Origin of the sequence: Aquabacterium sp. UBA2148 (genome assembly GCF_002328915.1) — a bacterium.
GTDB classification, from domain to species: Bacteria; Pseudomonadota; Gammaproteobacteria; order Burkholderiales; family Burkholderiaceae_C; genus Aquabacterium; species Aquabacterium parvum.
This window is the reverse complement of record NZ_DCXA01000164.1, coordinates 4,257-7,456: the sequence shown is the minus strand read 5'-3', so window position 1 is coordinate 7,456 and position 3,200 is coordinate 4,257. Positions and strand designations below refer to the sequence as shown.

The 3,200-nt window shown below is 65.5% G+C and carries 5 protein-coding genes; all 5 read left to right on the top strand.

From position 1 onward, the window contains the following. Positions 1 to 569: flagellar hook-length control protein FliK (locus B2W70_RS09195; protein ID WP_286745042.1), on the top strand; the 569-nt coding region annotated here is incomplete at its 5' end. Between the two features lie 164 nt (positions 570 to 733). Beyond that, entirely contained in the window at positions 734 to 1,366 is a 633-nt protein-coding gene (locus B2W70_RS09190) for a flagellar basal body-associated FliL family protein (protein ID WP_058087270.1), read from the top strand. 42 nt (positions 1,367 to 1,408) lie between these two features. Continuing rightward, positions 1,409 to 2,410, top strand: a complete 1,002-nt coding sequence (fliM, locus tag B2W70_RS09185) for a flagellar motor switch protein FliM (RefSeq protein WP_058087271.1) — start codon at positions 1,409 to 1,411, stop codon at positions 2,408 to 2,410. After that, positions 2,403 to 2,918, top strand: coding sequence for a flagellar motor switch protein FliN (gene fliN / locus B2W70_RS09180; RefSeq protein ID WP_152987537.1), 516 nt, complete (start codon positions 2,403 to 2,405; stop codon positions 2,916 to 2,918). Before fliM ends, fliN begins: the two co-directional genes overlap by 8 nt. Positions 2,919 to 2,933: 15 nt before the next feature. Continuing rightward, a partial coding sequence (locus B2W70_RS09175; protein ID WP_286745040.1) for a FliO/MopB family protein occupies positions 2,934 to 3,200 on the top strand: 267 nt, incomplete at its 3' end.

Here is a 3,200-nt window from a genome sequence, read left to right as displayed (position 1 = left end):
AAGCCGGCGACCCGCTGGCCGCGATGGTGCCGATCGATGGCGGGCGGGTCTCTTTTGGGCAGACCCTGTCTCAGGTGGCCGCACCGCGCCACGAGCAGGCCTCGATCCCCGTGCCCCTGAACGCCCCCGACTTTTCCCAGAAGCTGGCCGACCAGGTCAGCCTGTGGGTGGGGCAGGTCAAGCAGGACGGCCCGATGACGGCCGAGCTGCACCTGAACCCGGCAGAGATGGGCCCCATCAACGTGAAGATCTCGCTCGATGGCACGGCCGCACAGGTCGACTTCGCTGCCGCAGCCCTGGAAACCCGACAGGCCATCGAAGCCAGCCTGTCGCTGCTCTCCAGTGCCCTGAACGACGCGGGCCTGAGCCTGTCTGGCGGCGGCGTGTCGTCCCAGACACCCCAGCAGACCCTGGCGCAGGGCGGCAACGCTGGCCAGGACGGCCGGGGTGGCCGTGACCCGAACGAGCGCAACCGAGGCGAACAAGCCGATGCGGACGACGCTGGTGGCCTGCGCCAGGTCAGCGCCCCGAAGGCGAGTCGCCTGGGCGGCCTGGACCTCTACGCTTGAGACTGCCTGGCAGGCCTTTCGCCTCCCGAGCGTGACAGACCGGCGGAAATCGCCGGTTTTTCACATCGCTTATCGCCTCTTCGGTTTCCGGCTGGCTTCGAATAATCCACCCATGCCCCCGAGCTTTTCATGACCCGGGGACATGAACCGCAGGAGATCCGAGCATGTCAGCACCCGCCGCCGCCCCGGCCGAAGGCGAAGCCCCCCCCAAGAGCAAGAAAAAGCTCATCATCATCATCGTTGCTGCGCTGCTGGTGCTGGTGCTCGGTGGTGGCGCGGCGGCCTTCATGATGATGAAGAGCAAGGCTGACGCCGAGGCCGCCGCCGAAGAGGGCGACGACACCGAACACGCCGAGCCGGCCAAAAAGGCCAAGAAGCCCGAGCCCAAGAAGGACGAGCACGCCGGCCCGCCCACCTTCGTGCCGCTGGACCCGTTCGTGGTGAACCTGGCCGACAAGGATGTCGAGCGCTACGCTCAGGTGGGCATCAACCTGCAGGTCGATGACCCCAAGGTGGGCGAGCAGATGAAGGCCTACATGCCCGCCATCCGCAACGCCGTGCTCCTGATCCTCTCGCACAAGAGCGCCGACGACATCCTGCCCCCCGAAGGCAAGCAAAAGCTCGCCGAAGAGATCCGCCGCGAGGCAGCCCGTGCCATGGGCTACGAGATCGAAGACCCGGAAGAGGAAGAGCCGGAAGAGGAAGAGACCCCCAAGAAAAAGAAGAAGAAAAAGAAGAAGGTCGAGTCCTACAACCCCATCGTCCACGTGCACTACTCGAACTTCATCATCCAGTGATGAGCGAGCCCTGCAGCCTGCTTTCGGTCTGAGAAGTCCACCATGAACCAGCAGATCCTCTCGCAAGACGAAGTCGATGCACTGCTCCAGGGCATCACTGGCGAAAGCCAGAAGCTCGAGCAGGACGACGCGCCCAAGGAAGGCATCCGCGACTACAACCTGGCGCAGCAAGAGCGCATCGTGCGTGGGCGCATGCCCACGATGGAGATCATCAACGAGCGCTTCGCCCGCAACATCCGCGTCGGCTTGTTCAACTTCATCCGCAAGTCGCCCGAGGTCTCTGTGGGCGGCATCAAGGTCCAGAAGTACAGCGCCTTCCTGCGCGAGATCGTGGTGCCCACGAACTTCAACATCATGGCCGTTCGCCCTCTGCGCGGCTCCGGCCTGATCGTCTGCGACCCGACCCTGGTCTTCGCCGTCATCGACTCGCTGTTCGGCGGCGTCGGCAAGTTCCACACCCGCATCGAGGGCCGCGACTTCTCGGCCACCGAGCAGCGCATCATCCGCCGCCTGGTCGAGGTGGTGTGCGAAGAGTACAAGCGCTCCTGGCAGGGCATCTACCCCGTCGAGCTGGACTACCAGCGCTCGGAGATGCAGCCCCAGTTCGCCAACGTGGCCACGCCCAGCGAGATCGTGGTGTGCTGCTCCTTCACGCTGGAGATCGGCGACACCAGCGGCACCATCCACTTCTGCATCCCCTACGCCACGCTCGAGCCCATCCGCGACATCCTGTTCAGCTCCATCCAGGGCGACTCGGCCGAGCCCGACCGCCGTTGGGTCAAGTTGCTGACGCAGCAGATCCAGTCGGCCGAGGTCGAGCTGGTGGCGGAGCTGGGGCATGCACCGGCCACCGTCGAGCAGCTGCTGGCCTTCAAGCCGGGCGACTTCATCGAGCTGGACCTGGAAAAGATCATCCAGGCCAAGATCGACGGCGTGCCCGTTTTCGAAGCCTATTACGGCACCTCCGACAACAAATACGCGCTTCGCGTCGAGAAGCTTTTGACCACCGGCAACACCGGCTGGCTTGGAGACCAACATGTCTGAATCCGCAGCAGAGTTCCCGCCCGAAGGCGGTCAGGCCGATGGCGGCGAACAAGATGCGATGGCCGCCGAGTGGGAGGCCGCGCTGGCCCAGCAAAGCAGCTCGGGTGGCGCTTCTGCCGACGCCATGTTCGATGGCGCCTCGGCCGGCACGGCCAGCGAGGTGGCCAACCCGGCTGCGCAGATGACGCCCGCTGCCTTTGCCAACTTCGGCTCGTCGGGCTCGTCGGTGGCTGGTGCGGGCAACGACATCAACATGATCCTGGACATCCCCGTGCAGTTGACGGTGGAGCTGGGTCGCACGCGCATCCCCATCAAGAACATCCTGCAGCTGGCGCAGGGCTCGGTGGTGGAGTTGGACGCGATGGCCGGTGAGCCGATGGACGTGCTGGTCAACGGCTTTCTGATCGCCCAGGGCGAGGTGGTGGTGGTCAACGACAAGTTCGGCATCCGCCTGACCGACATCGTCACGCCTTCCGAACGCATGCGGCGTCTCAGCCGCGGCGGCTGACCGAGGGGCACCCCGATGGCAGCCAGCGGCGCGTCCTTCCTGTGGTTCGTCTTCGTCATCGCCCTGATCCCGGCCAGCCTGTGGCTGCTCAAGCGATCAGGCCTGGCCAATGGCCTGGCCAACGGCCTGAGCGGCGCAGGCCCCATCGCCCCCATGAAAACGGTCGGCCAGCTCGGCCTAGGGCCTGGGCAGCGCCTGGTCACCGTCGAGGTGGGGCAGGGCGATGCACGCACCTGGCTCGTGCTGGGCGTGACCGGGCAGAACATCCAGACCCTGCACACC

Bases quoted from the DNA above. Each gene is read 5' to 3' on its own strand.
- B2W70_RS09190 (WP_058087270.1), top strand. From the start codon at position 734: ATGTCAGCACCCGCCGCCGCCCCGGCCGAAGGCGAAGCCCCCCCCAAG.
- fliM (WP_058087271.1), top strand. From the start codon at position 1,409: ATGAACCAGCAGATCCTCTCGCAAGACGAAGTCGATGCACTGCTCCAG.
- fliN (WP_152987537.1), top strand. From the start codon at position 2,403: ATGTCTGAATCCGCAGCAGAGTTCCCGCCCGAAGGCGGTCAGGCCGAT.